This is a genomic window from Streptomyces sp. ISL-43 (assembly GCF_018614195.1).
Lineage (GTDB): Bacteria > Actinomycetota > Actinomycetes > Streptomycetales > Streptomycetaceae > Streptomyces.
Map to the genome: position 1 here is coordinate 1 of NZ_JAGGOT010000055.1, position 13,901 is coordinate 13,901.

The 13,901-nt window shown below is 71.0% G+C and carries 17 protein-coding genes and 1 tRNA gene; 14 read left to right on the plus strand and 4 right to left on the minus strand.

Annotation, left to right across the window (positions count from 1 at the left end):
* Positions 1-192 precede the first annotated feature (192 nt).
* Positions 193-1,005 (minus strand): VOC family protein, encoded by an 813-nt coding sequence (locus J7F03_RS29355; RefSeq protein WP_214954767.1) that lies wholly within the window; start codon positions 1,003-1,005, stop codon positions 193-195.
* Between the two features lie 99 nt (positions 1,006-1,104).
* Between J7F03_RS29355 and J7F03_RS29360 the strand changes: the two genes are divergently transcribed.
* On the plus strand, positions 1,105-1,725 hold the full coding sequence (locus J7F03_RS29360; RefSeq protein ID WP_214954770.1) for an HhH-GPD-type base excision DNA repair protein: 621 nt from the start codon (positions 1,105-1,107) through the stop codon (positions 1,723-1,725).
* A gap of 54 nt (positions 1,726-1,779) precedes the next feature.
* A complete protein-coding gene (locus J7F03_RS29365) occupies positions 1,780-2,256 on the plus strand; it encodes a cupin domain-containing protein (protein ID WP_214954772.1) in 477 nt (158 codons plus the stop codon).
* Here the strand turns inward: J7F03_RS29365 and opcA are convergent.
* The gene (gene opcA / locus J7F03_RS29370) at positions 2,202-3,137 is read right to left on the minus strand and encodes a glucose-6-phosphate dehydrogenase assembly protein OpcA (protein WP_214954774.1); all 936 of its coding nucleotides are present in this window, start codon (positions 3,135-3,137) and stop codon (positions 2,202-2,204) included. The genes J7F03_RS29365 and opcA overlap by 55 nt on opposite strands.
* Before the next feature lie 89 nt (positions 3,138-3,226).
* Positions 3,227-4,816 carry a helicase HerA-like domain-containing protein gene (locus J7F03_RS29375; RefSeq protein ID WP_214954776.1) on the minus strand — a complete coding sequence of 530 codons (1,590 nt, stop codon included), beginning with the start codon at positions 4,814-4,816 and terminating at the stop codon, positions 3,227-3,229.
* Between the two features lie 88 nt (positions 4,817-4,904).
* On the opposite strand from J7F03_RS29375, the gene J7F03_RS29380 reads away from it, so the two are divergent.
* Both J7F03_RS29380 and J7F03_RS29385 read left to right on the plus strand, forming a co-directional pair.
* Positions 4,905-5,201, plus strand: coding sequence for a type II toxin-antitoxin system VapB family antitoxin (locus tag J7F03_RS29380; RefSeq protein WP_112446725.1), 297 nt, complete (start codon positions 4,905-4,907; stop codon positions 5,199-5,201).
* A gap of 209 nt (positions 5,202-5,410) precedes the next feature.
* Positions 5,411-6,058 carry a LytR C-terminal domain-containing protein gene (locus J7F03_RS29385; RefSeq protein ID WP_251072673.1) on the plus strand — a complete coding sequence of 216 codons (648 nt, stop codon included), beginning with the start codon at positions 5,411-5,413 and terminating at the stop codon, positions 6,056-6,058.
* A gap of 132 nt (positions 6,059-6,190) precedes the next feature.
* On the opposite strand, the gene upp is transcribed toward J7F03_RS29385, so the two are convergent.
* Positions 6,191-6,826: a uracil phosphoribosyltransferase gene (gene upp, locus J7F03_RS29390; protein WP_214954778.1), complete on the minus strand. Its 636-nt coding sequence runs from the start codon at positions 6,824-6,826 to the stop codon at positions 6,191-6,193.
* 192 nt (positions 6,827-7,018) lie between these two features.
* Here upp and J7F03_RS29395 point away from each other — a divergent pair, with 192 nt between their 5' ends.
* From J7F03_RS29395 to J7F03_RS29440, 10 genes are all read left to right on the plus strand, one after another.
* Positions 7,019-7,960, plus strand: a complete 942-nt coding sequence (locus tag J7F03_RS29395) for a universal stress protein (protein ID WP_251072675.1) — start codon at positions 7,019-7,021, stop codon at positions 7,958-7,960.
* A 112-nt stretch (positions 7,961-8,072) separates the two neighbouring features.
* Positions 8,073-8,246 carry a hypothetical protein gene (locus J7F03_RS29400; protein ID WP_214954780.1) on the plus strand — a complete coding sequence of 58 codons (174 nt, stop codon included), beginning with the start codon at positions 8,073-8,075 and terminating at the stop codon, positions 8,244-8,246.
* Between the two features lie 217 nt (positions 8,247-8,463).
* Positions 8,464-9,024 (plus strand): hypothetical protein, encoded by a 561-nt coding sequence (locus tag J7F03_RS29405; protein ID WP_214954782.1) that lies wholly within the window; start codon positions 8,464-8,466, stop codon positions 9,022-9,024.
* 74 nt (positions 9,025-9,098) lie between these two features.
* Entirely contained in the window at positions 9,099-9,527 is a 429-nt protein-coding gene (gene tadA, locus J7F03_RS29410; RefSeq protein WP_251072683.1) for a tRNA adenosine(34) deaminase TadA, read from the plus strand.
* Positions 9,528-9,619: 92 nt separating this feature from the next.
* Positions 9,620-9,706 (plus strand) — tRNA-Ser (locus J7F03_RS29415).
* Between the two features lie 110 nt (positions 9,707-9,816).
* A complete protein-coding gene (locus J7F03_RS29420; protein WP_214954783.1) occupies positions 9,817-10,107 on the plus strand; it encodes a hypothetical protein in 291 nt (96 codons plus the stop codon).
* A gap of 391 nt (positions 10,108-10,498) precedes the next feature.
* The gene (locus J7F03_RS29425) at positions 10,499-10,660 is read left to right on the plus strand and encodes a hypothetical protein (protein WP_214954785.1); all 162 of its coding nucleotides are present in this window, start codon (positions 10,499-10,501) and stop codon (positions 10,658-10,660) included.
* Positions 10,661-10,900: 240 nt separating this feature from the next.
* Complete coding sequence (locus tag J7F03_RS29430) at positions 10,901-11,986, plus strand: SigB/SigF/SigG family RNA polymerase sigma factor (RefSeq protein WP_308380012.1); 1,086 nt, start codon at positions 10,901-10,903, stop codon at positions 11,984-11,986.
* Between the two features lie 245 nt (positions 11,987-12,231).
* Positions 12,232-13,086, plus strand: coding sequence for an RNA polymerase sigma factor SigF (locus J7F03_RS29435; RefSeq protein WP_214954787.1), 855 nt, complete (start codon positions 12,232-12,234; stop codon positions 13,084-13,086).
* Positions 13,087-13,147: 61 nt separating this feature from the next.
* Positions 13,148-13,900, plus strand: a complete 753-nt coding sequence (locus J7F03_RS29440; protein WP_214954789.1) for a hypothetical protein — start codon at positions 13,148-13,150, stop codon at positions 13,898-13,900.
* Position 13,901 lies beyond the last annotated feature (1 nt).

Sequence of the window (13,901 nt, forward strand, 5' to 3'; positions counted from 1 at the left end):
TCCAGTCGGTGGATCAAGGCTAAGCCCGGCCTAAGCCGGCCGCCGACCCGGGTGACGCAGGTGGCTCCTACGCCCGCTCGCAGACCGCCCTGGAAGCCTCAGCCCCACGCTCCTGAGCTCCCGGACCGCGTCCGAGCAGGGCTCCGGGAGGGTCCCGGAACCCCGCCCGCCCGTCGGACGGTCAAGCCACCGCTACGCGAACTTCGGCATCTCGCCCACCGTCTTCGACATGTCGATCACCGCGAACGCCGCACCCTGGGGGTCCGTCACCGCCGCGAAGCGGCCGAACGGGCTGTCCATCGGGCCGAAGTGCAGCTTGCCGCCGTGTGCCTTGGTCTTCTCGACCGCCTCGTCGCAGTCCGGGACGCCGAAGTAGATCTGGATGTAGGACGGGATCTCCGGCGGGAACTCGTCGCCCATCTTCATCCGGCCGAGGACCGGGTTCTCCCTGCCGCCCAGGCTGAAGACCTTGAAGTCCATGCCGGCCATCTCCGGGTCGTCCCCGGCCTCCATCTGCTGGGACTCGTACGGGAAGACCTTCGGCAGGAACCCGTCGGCCTTGTCCGGGTCCCGCGTGAAGACCTCCGCCCACGCGTACGCACCGTTCTCGCCGGTCTTCTCGAAGCCCTTGTGCTCACCCGGCTGCCAGACGCCGAAGACCGCGCCGCTCGGCTCCTTGGCGATCGCCATCGTGCCGAAGGTGCCGACCTGCATCGGCTCCATCAGCAGCTCGCCGCCGACCGACTTGATCTTCTCGGCCGTGGCCGCCGCGTCCGCCGAGGCGAAGTAGAGGCACCACTGCGAAGGCGCGTCCGCGCCCGGCATCGGCGGGACGACGGCCGCGACGGCCTTGCCGCCGGAGTAGGCCCGCGTGTAGTTGCCGTACTCGCTGCTGGCCTCTCCGAACGTCCAGCCCAGCACATCACCGTAGAAGGTCTTCGCGCCCTCCACGTCGGAGAACATCGCGTCCACCCAGCAGGGTGCGCCTTCCGGGAACTCAGCCATGATCGATCGACTCCTGTGTCGCCGTATCTGTCGGTTCTCACGCTAGGGGCGGGGTCTGACAACCGCGCGGGGAGCGCCGCCGCGCGGGACCCTGGAGGCATGGACAAGGACAAGGACACGGGCGTCGTCATCCGGCTGGCCCAGCAGCCGGAGGCCGACGAGCTGCTCGGCCGCAGCCCGCTCGCCGCGCTCGTCGGGATGCTGCTGGACCAGCAGGTTCCGATGGAGTGGGCGTTCTCGGGGCCGTACACGATCGCCCGCCGGCTGGGCTCCGACGACCTCGACGCGCACGCGATCGCCGCCTACGGCCCCGAGGCCTTCGCCGCGCTGCTCTCCGAGAAGCCGGCCGTGCACCGCTACCCGGGGTCGATGGCGAAGCGGGTGCAGCAGCTGTGCGCGTACCTGGTGGAGCACTACGAAGGGGACGCGGCGGCCGTGTGGGCCGACGTGGCGACGGGCGCCGAGCTCCTCGGGCGGCTCAAGGCGCTGCCCGGCTTCGGGGAGCAGAAGGCGCAGATCTTCCTGGCGCTGCTGGGCAAGCGGTTCGGGGTGCGGCCCCAGGGCTGGCGGGAGGCGGCCGGCGGCTACGGGCCGGCGAACGTCTACCGGTCGGCGGCCGACATCACCGGGCCGGAGTCGCTGGCCAAGGTGCGGGCGCACAAACAGGAGGCCAAGGCGGCGGCGAAGGCGGCGAAGGGGGCTCCCGACAAGCGGAATTGACCGTTCGGACGAGCGCCCCGGGGATTGTCAGACCCGTCGCCTAAGCTCATGATCATGACTGAGAACCTGACCCGCGCCGCCACTGCCGAGACCATCTCCGACGCGCCCGGCAGCCTCATCACGCTGCTCACCGACACCCCCGAGCTCACCTGCAACACGGCGAGCTTCGAGGTCGGCGCGGCCGGCGCCCCGGTGCACTTCCACACCAAGGCGACCGAGTTCTTCCACGTCACGGACGGGCGGCTGGACGTCCTCGTGGGCGACGAGATACACACCCTCGTCAAGGGCGACTTCCTCGCCGTGCCGCCCGGTGTGAAGCACGCCTTCGCCCCGGCCGCGGACAGCACGGCCGAGGTCTTCGTCGGCTTCACCCCGGGCATGGCCCGCTTCGACTACTACCGGCTGCTCGGCCGGGTCCGGGCCGGCGAGGCCACGGTGCAGGACATCATCGACAGCCAGCCCGTCTACGACAACCACTACGCGGAGAGCGACGTCTGGGCCGGCCGCCTGAAGCGCAGCGCCGAAGCGTAGATCTCATCGGCGTCGAGCCGTCGCAGCTCCTCCGCGATGAGCTCGGCGCTGCTGCGGATCTTCAGCGCCACCTTGCGGTCGGGGCTGCCCGGCAGGAGCAGCGTGGCCAGGACACCGTCCGGGCGGTCCACCCGTATCTCGCCGCCCGTGGTCTCCAGCCGGACCCGGGTGATGACCGGGCCGTCGGTGGCCACCCGCGCCACGGGCACGCCGAGCCGGTCCTCCAGCCAGCGGGCCAGCAGCTCGGCGCTCGCGTTGCCGGGCTCGCTCTCCACCGCCGCGCCCGTCACCGGGAGCGGCTTCTGGTCCAGGGCGGCGGCGAGCAGGGACCGCCAGGGCGTCAGGCGGGTCCAGGCCAGGTCGGTGTCCCCGGGCGCGTAGGAGCCGGCCCGTACGTCGAGCGCCTCGACCGGGTCGACGGCCGCCTCGGCGTCCGTGATCCGCCGCTGCGCGAGGGCGCCCAGCGGATCCAGGGCGGGCGCGTCCGGCGCGTCGGCCGGCCACCACGCCACCACCGGGGCGTCCGGCACCAGCAGCGGGAGCACCACGGAACCCGCGTGCTCGGCGAGCGACCCGTGCAGCCGCAGCAGCACGATCTCCCCGGACCCGGCGTCGGAGCCGACGCGCAGCTCGGCGTCGAGCCGGTTCTGCCGCAGCCGGTGCGGGCCGCGCGCGGTGCGCTTGATCACCGCGATGATCCGGCAGGGGTGCTCGCGCGAGGCCTCGGAGGCGGCGCGGACGGCGTCGTAGGCGTTCTCCTCGTCCGTGGCGACGAGGAGGTTGAGCACGAGCCCCATGGTCGGGCTCCCGATGGCCCGTCGCGCGTCGAGCAGGGCCAGGTTGACCTTGCTGGAGGTCGTATCGGTGAGTTCGGTCCGCATGCTCCGAGTCTCGCAGCCCGGGCGCGTCCGCGGGTACGGGTTCCCGGCCTCGCCCGCTACGCCGGGCCGTCAGCGGCGGCGGCGGGCCGTCAGCGGCGGCGGGCCGTACCGAAGATCGAGCGGGAGATCTCGCGGCCCAGCTGGGTGCCGATCGACCTGGCCAGGGAGCGGAAGATGCTGCTGCCCGCCACCTGTTGCGCCAGGGAGGGGTCCGGCTTCGGCGCGTTCCGGGCGGCAGCCGCCGCGGCCTTCTGCGCTTCCTTCGCCTGCTTCTCGGCCTCCGCGGCGGACGCCGCCGCTTCGGCTTCCGCCTCCGCCGCCGCCTGCTCGGCGCTGATCTTCTCGTACGCCGACTCGCGGTCGACGGGCTCCGCGTAGCGCGAGTAGAGCAGGGAGGACGTCACGGCCTGGTCGAGCGCCGCCGCGTCGATCGGACCCATCAGCGACTGCGGAGCCCGCAACCGGGTCGCCGCCACCGGGGTCGGCGCGCCCGTCTCGCTGAGCACCGTGATCACCGCCTCGCCCGTCCCCAGCTGGGTGAGCAGCTCCTCCAGGTCGTAGGCGGAGTTCGGGAAGGTCCTCACCGTCGCCTTCAGCGCCTTCGCGTCGTCCGGGGTGAAGGCGCGCAGCGCGTGCTGCACCCGGTTGCCGAGCTGCGCCAGCACGTCCCCCGGTACGTCCTTCGGGGTCTGCGTGACGAAGAAGACGCCGATGCCCTTGGACCGGATCAGCCGGACCGTCTGCGTGATGGCTTCGAGGAAGGCTTTCGAGGCCCCGTTGAACAGCAGGTGCGCCTCGTCGAAGAAGAAGACCAGCTTGGGCTTCTCCAGATCGCCGACTTCCGGCAGGTCGGTGTACAGATCGGCCAGCAGCCACATCAGGAAGGTGGAGAAGAGCTGCGGTTTGTCCTGGACCGCCGGGAGCTCCAGTACGGAGACCAGCCCGCGCCCGTCCGCCGCCGTCCGGAGGAATTCACTCGTGTCGAATTCCGGTTCCCCGAAGAATTCCGCCGCGCCCTGCTGCTCGAAGGCGGTGAGCGCCCGCAGGATCACCCCGGCGGTCACGGTGGACAGTCCGCCGATGCCCTTGAGCTCGGCCTTTCCCTTGTCGGAGACGAGAAAGGCGACCACCGCCCGCAGGTCCTTGAGGTCGATGAGCTCCAGGCCCTTGGTGTCGGCGTAGTGGAAGATCAGTCCCAGCGACTGTTCCTGCGTCTGGTTGAGCTGGAGCACCTTGGACATCAGGACGGGTCCGAAACTCGTGACGGTGGCCCGCAGCGGGATCCCGGGGCCGATCCCGCCCAGCGAATAGAACTCGCTGGGAAATCCCGTGCCCTCCCAATCCTGGGCCACGTCCTTGGCGCGCTCCTCGATCTTCTCGTTGCCCGCGCCGGGCGCGGAGATCCCCGAGACGTCGCCCTTGATGTCCGCCAGGAACACGGGAACGCCGTTGGCCGACAGCTGTTCGGCGATGAGCTGCAGCGTCTTGGTCTTGCCCGTACCGGTGGCGCCCGCGACCAGTCCGTGCCGGTTGAGCATCGACAGCGGGATGCGGATCTGCAGCTCCGGCAGGCAGGCTCCGTCCCAGAGCAGGGCACCCAGATCGAGCGCTGGTCCGGTGAAGGCGTACCCGGCGGCGATCTGGCCGGCCGGGGACGCGGGGTCGGTGCTCTGGCTCATACATCACTCCCGAAATAGCGCTATTTGCCACCTTTGCACCGTCATCGCAAGGCTGCGCCCGCAGGCCCCTGCCCGGTAGGCTTTCCGTGTGATCTTCAAGCGCATCGGAAATAGGCGGCCGTATCCCGACCACGGCAGGGAAACCACCCGGCAGTGGGCGGATGTCGCCCCGCGCCCGGTCCGGCTCGACCAGCTGGTGACGACCAAAGGCCAGCTCGATCTCGAAACGCTGCTCGCCGAGGACTCGACCTTCTACGGCGACCTGTTCGCCCACGTCGTGAAGTGGCAGGGCGACCTCTACCTGGAGGACGGGCTGCACCGCGCCGTCCGCGCCGCGCTCCAGCAGCGCCAGGTCCTGCACGCGCGCGTCCTCGAACTGGGCTGACCCACCCGCCGCACCACCCGCGGGACACCGCCGGACCGCCGCGCGCCACGCGCCGCGCCGCCGACACGCCGTCGCCGCCGGATCCGAGCGAGTGCTGCGGGGCTTCCACCGGGCGCCGGTTGCGTCCCGGTTGCGCCTTTCGGGTCACGCTTGCCCTATCAACAGATGATTCAGTGGGCATCGGCAGCGGTCGGCATTACGCTGCGCACATGAGCATGCTCACACCCCCTGGCATGGGCGGAAAGTACCGCGTCACGGGAGCGGCTTACCCCCGCATGTCCCGCCCGCGGCGCCGCCGCCGGATCGTCCTCCTCGTGCTCGGATCGATCGTCGGGCTCGCCCTGATCGGTTACGGGGCCATGCAGCTCATCGATGTGTTCCGCGGTGACACGGGCAAACGCAACAGCGCCGCCGCCGGCAAGGACTGCGCCACTCCCGCCCCCAAGGCCGGCGCCGTCGCGGCGTCCACGGCACCACAGGTCGCGCTCCCCCAGCCCGGCCAGATCACGGTCAACGTCTACAACGCGACCCCGCGCGCGGGTCTCGCGAAGGCGGTCGGCGATGAGCTCAAGAAGCGCGGCTTCGTCATCGGCCAGGTCGGCAACGCCCCCGCCGACTTCGACAAGAAGGTCCCGGACGCCGGGATACTGGTCGGCTCCCCGAAGACCGACAAGGCGGCCTTCTCCGTACTGGGCACCAACCTGGCCGGCGCCACCCAACAGACCGACGCCCGCGAGGGCGCGGACATCGACCTGATCCTCGGCGACGCCTTCAAGGAACTCACGCCGAAGGCGGACGCGGACAAGGCGCTGGCCGTACTGGCCAACCCCCAGCCCGCACCCGCCAAGAAGTGCTGAACGGCTGAATCCACGAAACGCGGGCCCGGCCGCTCGACGGCGCGGGCCCGCAGCTCTGCCAAGATCCGAGGGCCACCCGGCCCAGGCCTGCTCGGTCGAGGGCCACCCGGCCCAGGCCGGCTCGGTCGAGGCCTACTCGGCCGAGCCGTACATGCGGTCGCCCGCGTCGCCCAGCCCCGGCACGATGTAGCCGTGCTCGTTGAGCCGCTCGTCGACCGCGGCCGTCACCACCGTCACCGGCGTGCCCGCCAGCTCGCGTTCCATGATCTCGACGCCCTCGGGCGCGGCCAGCAGCACCACCGCGGTGACGTCGTCCGCGCCGCGCTTGATCAGCTCCCTGATCGCCGCGACGAGCGTGCCGCCGGTGGCGAGCATCGGGTCCACCACGTAGACCTGGCGGCCCGAGAGGTCCTCCGGCATGCGCGTCGCGTACGTGGAGGCCTCCAGGGTCTCCTCGTTGCGGACCATCCCCAGGAAGCCCACCTCGGCGGTCGGCAGCAGCCGCACCATGCCGTCGAGCATGCCGAGCCCGGCGCGCAGGATCGGTACGACCAGCGGGCGCGGGTAGGAGAGCTTCACACCGGTGGTCGGGCCGACCGGGGTGACGATGTCGGCCTGCTCCGTGCGCACGTCCCGGGTGGCCTCGTACGCGAGCAGGGTCACCAGCTCGTCGGCGAGGCGGCGGAAGGTGGGGGAGTCGGTGCGCTTGTCGCGCAGCGTGGTGAGTTTGTGCGCCACCAAGGGGTGATCGACGACCTGCAAACGCACAACATCCTCCAAGACTCAGCTGCCGGGTCCACCTGCGACCTGCGACTGCGCTACCTGCGAAAATGGTCGCAACCACGCGACCCACGCCCAAAAGGCTACGCGCTGTGCCCACCCCTTCGCGCCCGAAGCCGCGGCCACGCCCGGGAAAGGCCTGGAGATGCGCCCCGCCCGGACCCCGACCACGATTGACTGATGACCCACCCCATGGTGATCGCAGCCGTCGACGGATCCGAACACAGCCTCAAGGCCCTGGAGTGGGCAAGGGCCGCAGCCGTGCGGCACGGCACGGGGCTGGTCGTCGCCCACGTGCTTCCCGACAGCGTCCAGCTGTACGCGGCACGCCGTTCCTCGCTGCACGACGCCACCGAGCCGGAAGATCTCGCCGACCCCGTCAGCGAGCGGATCCGGGCCCTGCTGGCCGCCGGGGGCCCGCTGCCCTCCGAAGTCCGCTACGAGTCCCTGGAGGGCTCGGTGCCGGAGGCCCTGCGGAGCATCGGGGCGCACGCCCGGATGCTGGTGATGGGCTCGCGCGGCCGGGGCGGCTTCGCCGCGCTGCTGCTCGGCTCGAACAGCCGCGCCGTGGCGACCAGCGCGCCGTGCCCGGTGGTCGTGGTCGCGCACGAGGCCCGCGGCGTGGAGGTCGCCGCCCAGCCCTCGGCCGGCCGGGTCGTGCTCGGGCTGCACGCCTCGGAGACACCCGACGACGTACTCCGCTTCGCGTTCACGGAGGCCGCCGCGCGGGCCACGACCCTGCAGGTGGTCTCGGCGTACAGCGTGCCGCCCTCGCCGACGACGCTGATCGACAGCCCCTTCGCGGTGATCCCGCCGGAGGCGCTGGTGGGGGAGGACGAGAACGCCGTGCCGGCCGAGCGGGAGATGCTGCGCTCCCAGTCGGAGCGGCTGGCGCCCTTCCGCGCCGAGTACCCCTCGGTCCCCGTCGAGCAGGCCGCGGTGCCCGGGGACGCGGCGGGACGCCTCGTCGCCACCTCGAACTCCGCCGCCCTGGTCGTCGTCGGCCGCCACCACCCGCGCCGGCACGTGGGGTCCCTGATGATCGGCTCCGTCGCGAACGCCGTGCTGCAGCACGCGCACGGACCGGTGGCGATCGTTCCCTCTTTGTCGGAATCCGACTGAATTGACACTGAACGGGCACTGAGCCGCGACCGAGGGTGGCATCAAACGGCCGGTCCGGGGGAAGGTGGGGTGCGGGGGCGGACCGGACCGGACCATCCAGGGGCGGTGACCCATGCCCGACGACGACTACGAGACACCGGAAACGACGGCGCAGCGAAGAGCCCGACGCGCGCAGTTCCTCCGCGACCTGCACGAGGCCCGGGAACTGCGCGACCGTGTCCAGCCCAGACGGGCCCGAGCGGCCCGCATGCGCCAGCAAATGCGCATGCGCACCTTCCGCTGGTGAGCGCCCCGGGCCGCGCGCGACCGGCCCCTCCGGAGCCCCGAACAACACGCGCGGCCAGCGCCACGGCGCGGAAGACCTCTCGCAAAGCCTCCGTTTCTGCCACGATGCCGATTGGGCGGGGCACGAAACGGCGAGCACGACGGTCGTTCCACCCCCCACCCACCTCCGGCCGGGGGGACCTCCAACCGGCACGCCTATGACCAGTGGGAGAGTCACGGTGTATTTCGCCGCACTGCTCGCGCGCACCGAAGACGGGTGGGAAGCGAGCGACCTGGAACTCGACGACGTCGAGTCTCTGAGTGATCTGATCGATCTCGCCCGCTCCGCCGCTGTCGACGACGACACGGTGGTAGCCCTCATCGAACAGGAGGACACCTGGTTCGGGGTCGTCCGCGTGGACGGCGAGGAGGACCCGCGCTACTTCGTGTCCAGCGCCTCCGCCGCCTCCCGCAGCTCGTACGGCTCGATGCTGACCGACGAGCTGCTCGGCAAGGACGACGAGGACGACGAACTCGACGAACTGGACCTCGACGGCACCGAGGACGGCGAGGAAGAAGTCGTCGCCTCGTACGCGGACAACGAATCCGAGGAGGAGGACGACACGGACGACGACGTCCGCGCCGGCGCCGAACCGGTGCCCTCCGGCCCGCTCGGCGACCCCAGGCTGCTCGACGACCTCGGGGTGAGCCACAAACAACTGATGACCCTCGACGGGGACGCCCTCTCGGAGATCGCCGACTCGCTCGGCGCCACCGAGGTATTGGAGGGCGTCCGGTAGTGATCTCCGCGCACCGGCCTGACGGAACCACCACGCACGCACCCGATCCCGTACGGGACCCGTGGCGGGACTCGATGCGCCTGGCGCTCCAGGAGGCCGCCCGGGCGGTGCCGACCGGCGACGTGCCGGTCGGCGCCGTGGTGCTCGGCCCGGACGGCGAGCTCCTGGCCACCGGGCACAACGAGCGCGAGGCGACCGGCGACCCCACGGCGCACGCCGAGGTACTGGCGCTGCGCCGGGCGGCCGCCGCGCTCGGGGAGTGGCGGCTGCCGGGGTGCACCCTCGTGGTGACCCTGGAGCCGTGCGTGATGTGCGCGGGCGCGCTCGTGCAGTCGCGGGTGGCCCGGGTCGTCTACGGGGCGTCCGACGAGAAGGCGGGCGCGGCGGGGTCGCTGTGGGACCTCGTGCGCGACCGCAGGCTCAACCATCGGCCGGAAGTGATCGCGGGCGTGCTCGCGGGGGAGTGCGCGCGGCAGCTGACGGACTTCTTCCGCGAGCTCTGACTCCAGCCCTGACTCCAGCACCGACTCCACCGGCGCCACTTCCGAGGGTATGGATTTCAGAGCACGGGTCTCCTTGGGCTAAGCTCTCTCTCGGTAGCGTGTCCGAGCGGCCGAAGGAGCACGCCTCGAAAGCGTGTGATGGTGCAAGCTATCCGTGGGTTCAAATCCCACCGCTACCGCTCTGATCGAGAGCCCCGCCCCGCAAGGGTCGGGGCTCTCGGCGTTTTCCCTTGTCTGCCCTCCGGGGGACAACCGCGTGACCGCCCGCCCCTTCGGCCGTTGTCACGGCATGACCAAGACCCAGCGCATGCTCGCAGCCTTCGCCCTCGCGGGGGCCGCCGCGGGCCTCGCGGCTCCGGCGGCCTCCGCCGCCCCGATCGCCCCGCTCACCCTGCCGGACCTGCCGACGGCGGCCCCGGGCATGCCGGCGGGTGCCACGCCGTCTTCGGTGCAGGAGATCGGCGGGCAGGTGAGCGGCGGCCTGAACCAGCTCAACCAGCTGATGGAGCTGCCGAACCAGCTCGCGCCCGTGATCGCCCCGGTCCAGCCGATCACCGACCTGGCCGGCGGCCTGGAGTAGAAGCGGCCTCAGCGGAAGCGGCCCCGAGGAGCCGGCGGACAACGCGAAGAAGGCCCCGACCGGAGTCGGGACCTTCGACGGTTGGGACGGGGGAAGTGGCATCGGGGGGACAAGCCACTTCCCCCGACGAGGACGGGACCTGCCAGTCCAAGCCGCAGTCAGGGGGGAAGCTTGCGGCTCGGACCCCGCAGTGAGGTCCTGTCCCTCGCTCACCGATTTCCTGCCAGAACCGGTGGGCACGTGTTCAATCCTGCGCCCTCCCGGGCCCTCGGCACACCGGCAAAGGGCCCGGACCGCCGGGTCATTGGTCCTTAAAGGGCAGGTGAGGGTTCGAACACGACCGGTTAGACTCCACCGACCCGCAGGACCGGTTGGAGAGGCCGACGCCCACATGGAAACCAAGAAGCTGATCTCGGGCGCCCTCGTCGTCTTCGTCCTCTTCGTCATCATCACTCAGCCCAAAAAAGCCGCCGATATGGTCCAAATAGGCTTCCAAGGAATCTCGGATGCCGCGACGGCGATCGGCGAGTTCATGACCGAACTGGTGCGCTGAACCCGTACGCTGAAGCGGTTTCCGGACTCCCCGGCCCCCCACTCCGACGGGTGGGGGGCTTTTTGCGTCCCCATGGATGGGCGAGATCTACCTATATGCCCAACTTGCCTTCAACACGTGGTTATACGGTGCTTGCACACAGTGCACATCTCTTGTGATGCTATGACCGCTTTTGACAGATGAGTCCATGACGTGATGCGAAGGGGTGGCGTGACAGTGCCGGCCAGTACTGCGCCTCAGGTGCCACCCCAGCAGGACCCGCAGCAGGAGCACCCGAAGGAGCGGCCTCAGCAGGAGCACCCGAAGGAGCGGCCTCAGCAGGGGCACCCGCAGCCAGGGCGTCCGCAGCAGGGGCACCCGCAGGAGCCGCACCAGGCCCCGCCGCAGGCGCAGCAGCACCAGACGCCTCACCAGGCGCAGCCTCAGGCACCTCACCAGGCGCAGCCTCAGGACCCGCAGCAGGCGCAGCCGCAAGCCCCGCAGCAGGCCCCGCAGCAGGAGTCCCACGTACCGCCCCAGCAGGAGCCCCCGGAAGGGCCTCCGCCCGCCCCGAGGCCGCCGAGCCGGGGCGCGGACACCCGGGCCCTCACCCAGGTGCTGTTCGGGCAGCTGAAGGACCTGCAGCCGGGCACCAGCGAGCACACCCGGGTGCGCGGAGCCCTCATCGAGGCCAACATCCCGCTCGTCCGGTACGCGGCCGCGCGCTTCCGCAGCCGCAACGAGCCGATGGAGGACGTGATCCAGGTCGGCACGATCGGCCTGATCAACGCGATCGACCGCTTCGACCCCGAGCGCGGGGTGCAGTTCCCCACCTTCGCGATGCCGACCGTCGTGGGCGAGATCAAGCGGTACTTCCGCGACAACGTCCGCACCGTCCACGTCCCGCGCCGCCTCCACGAGCTGTGGGTGCAGGTCAACGCCGCCACCGAGGACCTCACCACGCTGCACGGCCGCACCCCGACCACCCCGGAGATCGCCGAGCGGCTGCGCATCAGCGAGGACGAGGTGCTCTCCTGCATCGAGGCCGGCCGCAGCTACCACGCGACCTCCCTGGAGGCCGCCCAGGAGGGCGACGGGCTCCCCGGGCTGCTCGACCGCCTCGGCTACGAGGATCCCGAGCTGGCCGGCGTCGAGCACCGCGACCTCGTACGCCACCTCCTCGTACAACTGCCCGAGCGCGAGCAGCGGATCCTCCTCCTGCGGTACTACAACAACCTGACGCAGTCACAGATCAGCGCCGAGCTCGGCGTCTCCCAGATGCACGTCTCACGGCTGCTCGCCAGGAGCTTCGCCCGGCTGCGATCCGCAAACAGGATCGAGGCTTAACCGGATCGGGTGGAGATCATTCTCCGCGTTTCCTGACAGACCGGTGGTATTCCGCCCTAGAGCAGCCCATTCGCGTTCTGTCGCTGGAGATACATGTCGACATGGCGCTACAGCGTGTTGCCGACATGTGACATTCTGCTGGAACCGCGTTTGCCGCAGCCCCGCCTCCGGTATTCAGGTGGAGGCTGCGTTCCTCCGACGGGCGCGCAGAGAAGCGCGACCGTCCGCGACCTCAAGGGGGTGGCATGTCCGTAGACCAGGGCAGCTCCAAGGTGCTCACGCTCGTCAAGCAGCGTGAAATGCCGGCAGTGTCCCACCGCTCGGAAGCCATCGACACCCGGATCGATACCCGCACCCTCTCCCGCTCCCTCTTCCACCGACTCGCCGCCCTCGACGAGGACAGCCCCGAACGGGTGTACGTACGCGACACCCTGATCGAGCTGAACCTCCCGCTCGTGCGGTACGCGGCGGCGCGCTTCCGCAGCCGCAACGAGCCGATGGAGGACATCGTCCAGGTCGGCACGATCGGCCTGATCAAGGCGATCGACCGGTTCGACTGCGAACGCGGCGTGGAGTTCCCGACCTTCGCGATGCCGACGGTCGTGGGCGAGATCAAACGATTCTTTAGGGACACCTCCTGGTCCGTGCGCGTCCCGCGCCGGCTCCAGGAGCTGCGCCTCGCCCTCACCAAGGCCAGCGACGAGCTCGCCCAGAAGCTCGACCGCTCACCGACCGTGCCGGAGCTCGCCGCCGTGCTCGGTGTCTCGGAGGAGGACGTCGTCGACGGCCTCGCCGTCGGCAACGCCTACACCGCCTCCTCGCTCGACTCGCCCTCTCCCGAGGACGAGGGCGGCGAGGGCTCGCTCGCGGACCGGCTCGGGTACGAGGACACCGCGCTGGAGGGCGTCGAGTACCGCGAGTCGCTCAAGCCGCTGCTGGCCAAACTCCCGCCCCGGGAACGCCAGATCATCATGCTGCGGTTCTTCGCGAACATGACGCAGTCGCAGATCGGCGAGGAGGTCGGCATCTCCCAGATGCACGTCTCCCGGCTGCTCACGCGCACGCTCGCGCAGCTCCGCGTCGGCCTAATCGGCGAATAGCCGGCCCGTCAATCGGTCGCCTTGGCTTCCCAATTGACGGCACGTCAGGAAAACTGCCGGGATGCGAAAGGCATCCCGGTCAGCCGCCCTGCTCATCCTGTGCGCCACGGCTGCCGCCGCCGCCCTGACCGGCTGCGGCGGCCCGGCGCGCGAGGGCTACGTGGCCGTGGGCGCGGTGGGCCCGGGCTCCGAGCGGGGCGCCGGCGCGAATGTCGCACCGCAAGGCGGGGTCGAGTTCCAGCCTCTGCCGCAGGCCGCGGGCGGCTCGTCAGCCTCCTCGGCCTCTTCCGAGTCTCCCGCGGGTACGTCGCCCGGCGCCCCGGGGTCCCAGCCCCCGGGCGGGACGGCGGCCACCGGTCGCGGCGGCTCCGGCGGCCCTTCCGCGGGCGCGCCCGGCACGGCGTCCCCCGGCACGGCGTCCCCCGGCACCCCGGGCGGCACCCCGGGCACGGGACCGGCGCCGTCCGCGAAGCCGGGTACGACCGCGCCCTCGCTGCCCGCGGCCACGGCGGCGAAGCTGAGCGTCGGCGCGCCCACCCGTAGCGCGGCGGCCGACCGCTGGTGCGAGAAGGTCACGGTGTCGTTCACCAACACCGGTGGCACGGCGGCCCGTTCGGGAACGGTCAGCTTCGCGACGCACATCATCGGCGCCCTGGGCATCGACTGGGCCACGATCACCTCGACCCAGCCACTGCCGGCCCCGATAGCGGGCAACACGACGAAGACGCAGACCTATGAGGTCTGCGTCGAGTCCTGGCGCGTCCCCCTGGGCATGCGCATCGAGACCCGGAAGGTCACGGCCACCTGGAGCTGAC

What these genes read in the sequence shown, in the direction of transcription:
- J7F03_RS29355 (WP_214954767.1), bottom strand. Translation starts at nt 1,005, where the DNA reads ATGGCTGAGTTCCCGGAAGGCGCACCCTGCTGGGTGGACGCGATGTTC.
- J7F03_RS29360 (WP_214954770.1), top strand. Translation starts at nt 1,105, where the DNA reads ATGGACAAGGACAAGGACACGGGCGTCGTCATCCGGCTGGCCCAGCAG.
- J7F03_RS29365 (WP_214954772.1), top strand. Translation starts at nt 1,780, where the DNA reads ATGACTGAGAACCTGACCCGCGCCGCCACTGCCGAGACCATCTCCGAC.
- opcA (WP_214954774.1), bottom strand. Translation starts at nt 3,137, where the DNA reads ATGCGGACCGAACTCACCGATACGACCTCCAGCAAGGTCAACCTGGCC.
- J7F03_RS29375 (WP_214954776.1), bottom strand. Translation starts at nt 4,816, where the DNA reads ATGAGCCAGAGCACCGACCCCGCGTCCCCGGCCGGCCAGATCGCCGCC.
- J7F03_RS29385 (WP_251072673.1), top strand. Translation starts at nt 5,411, where the DNA reads ATGAGCATGCTCACACCCCCTGGCATGGGCGGAAAGTACCGCGTCACG.
- J7F03_RS29395 (WP_251072675.1), top strand. Translation starts at nt 7,019, where the DNA reads ATGACCCACCCCATGGTGATCGCAGCCGTCGACGGATCCGAACACAGC.
- J7F03_RS29400 (WP_214954780.1), top strand. Translation starts at nt 8,073, where the DNA reads ATGCCCGACGACGACTACGAGACACCGGAAACGACGGCGCAGCGAAGA.
- tadA (WP_251072683.1), top strand. Translation starts at nt 9,099, where the DNA reads ATGCGCCTGGCGCTCCAGGAGGCCGCCCGGGCGGTGCCGACCGGCGAC.
- J7F03_RS29420 (WP_214954783.1), top strand. Translation starts at nt 9,817, where the DNA reads ATGACCAAGACCCAGCGCATGCTCGCAGCCTTCGCCCTCGCGGGGGCC.
- J7F03_RS29425 (WP_214954785.1), top strand. Translation starts at nt 10,499, where the DNA reads ATGGAAACCAAGAAGCTGATCTCGGGCGCCCTCGTCGTCTTCGTCCTC.
- J7F03_RS29435 (WP_214954787.1), top strand. Translation starts at nt 12,232, where the DNA reads ATGTCCGTAGACCAGGGCAGCTCCAAGGTGCTCACGCTCGTCAAGCAG.
- J7F03_RS29440 (WP_214954789.1), top strand. Translation starts at nt 13,148, where the DNA reads ATGCGAAAGGCATCCCGGTCAGCCGCCCTGCTCATCCTGTGCGCCACG.